The organism is Shewanella sp. A22 (genome assembly GCF_053850585.1).
In genome coordinates this window covers 1-1,946 of sequence record NZ_JBSQBN010000228.1, presented here as the reverse complement: position 1 = coordinate 1,946, position 1,946 = coordinate 1, and the positions used below count along the sequence as shown (strand labels likewise).

Here is a 1,946-nt window from a genome sequence, read left to right as displayed (position 1 = left end):
ATTAAATATCTGGTCAGTTCAGAGTCTCTCAGGTTTTTCAATTCAAGGCACATTGATGTAGAAATGGTTGTTGCCTTTTAAATCGATGTAACACAGAAGTGGAATACCTGAGAGACTCCATTCTGGGGGGGGGCAAAGTCCTTTATGCTTCGTTAGATGCTTTCAAAATACGACTGCATGGTCTATTTTTTTTCCATAAAAAATAAGACATTCCCACCATCCATGGCGGTAAGATGCTGGAGGTAGAGTAACGCAGGAGCTTGTTACCGAGGATCACTATTCGCTTCAATCATCTGCCTTGCCTACAGCTCTTTGAACTCCCGCTGAAAGATCACATATTTAATAGGATTGGTATTATAAGCATATAGGGGCGTTCATTATCATTGTCACGCCCACACACGTTACTTAATAAACTCATCGGTTTTGGGGTGTGAGTTAATGTACCAAGACCTGCATGATGCAATGCTTGAATGAGAAATCCCGTCGCAATCCCCACAGACTCGTGTACATAATAATTACTTTTCTGTTCACCAGACTCTTCAGTGCGCTTTTTGCTAAACACAGCAATCAGCCAAGGAGCATGCTCTAAGTAGGGTTTATCGGCATTGGTGCCTAACGGTTTTAATGCATCTAACCATCCTTCACCTGCACGACCAGCATAAAATGCTTACTCTAACGCCTCAGCTTGCTGGCGAATTTGTGCTTTTATCTGTGGACTATTAATCGCCACAAAATGCCACGGCTGATGATTAGCGCCATTAGGTGCAGTCCCCGCCGCTAAAATACATTGCTTAATAATGGCTTGTGGCACTTCGCGATCAGAAAATGCCCTAATAGAATGACGCCGCTTAACCTCTTGGTAATTGTCTTGTGATCGCTTAAGCATTACATCGAGAGAATACTCAATAAAATCTGTTAATGGTAAATGTGCTTGGTTCATAGTCCATCCTAATGATTGTGGTTATGTTTGTTTTCATGAGGGTTATCTTAAGTTGACACTCATTTATTGCCATACCCTTAAAACTAATAAACATACTAAAAAATGCTATTAACATATTCTTATTGAAACCATTAAGGGGACAGATTAGAGTCTATGCGAGTCAGTTTAGCTTTTTAAGGATTATATGATTGCAATAATAATGGGTGCTACAGGGTTAGTAGGCAACGCCTTACTGACTCGCATCATTGAAAGTGAGCAATATAGTAAAGTATTGGTTGTTGGCCGTACGATGCCTAAATTAGTCGAACATCAATTTGGAGCTGAAAAAATACAATTTATTTCCTGCCAACTTAATGAGTTACATGAGCTTGTATTGGCAGACAAAGTGGATCATGCATTTTGTTGTTTGGGTACAACCATCAAACAAGCTGGCAGCGAAGAAGCTTTTATTCAAGTGGATAAATTAGCCGTACTGGCGTTTGCAAAACGTTGCCAAGCACAAGCGAATCCTGCACTTAAATTTATGGTCGTTACCGCGCTTGGCGCAAATGCTAAGTCAAACGTGTTCTACAACCGAATTAAAGGCGAGGTAGAACAAGACTTGAAGGCCCTATCATTACCAGTACTCAATTTTTTTCAGCCAAGCTTATTACTCGGACCGCGAGAAAATAGACGATTGATGGAAGATATTGGTCAAATAATTTTTGGGGGTTTGTCATTTTTATTTATCGGGCCAATGCGCCGATACCTACCCATCAATGCACAAGTCGTGGCTGAATCAATGTTCCAAGTGGCCCTAAAGCCACAAAATGCCCCCCTGACCCAAGTCATTACAAACGCTATGATGCACAATAACCATCATTAGCTAGTTGTTCTATACTAATACCAATCTCATTAAATATCTGGTCAGTTCAGAGTCTCTCAGGTTTTTCAATTCAAGGCACATTGATGTAGAAATGGTTGTTGCCTTTTAAATCGATGTAACACAGAAGTGGAATACCTGAGA

1 protein-coding gene and 1 pseudogene are annotated in these 1,946 nt (G+C 40.5%); one reads left to right on the top strand and one right to left on the bottom strand.

The window, feature by feature from the left end:
• Positions 1-352: 352 nt before the first annotated feature.
• Positions 353-940: pseudogene (locus ACWXWT_RS20380) on the bottom strand (nitroreductase family protein); the annotation flags it as partial.
• A 184-nt stretch (positions 941-1,124) separates the two neighbouring features.
• On the opposite strand from ACWXWT_RS20380, the gene ACWXWT_RS20375 reads away from it, so the two are divergent.
• Complete coding sequence (locus ACWXWT_RS20375) at positions 1,125-1,805, top strand: nucleoside-diphosphate sugar epimerase (protein ID WP_456043392.1); 681 nt, start codon at positions 1,125-1,127, stop codon at positions 1,803-1,805.
• Positions 1,806-1,946 lie beyond the last annotated feature (141 nt).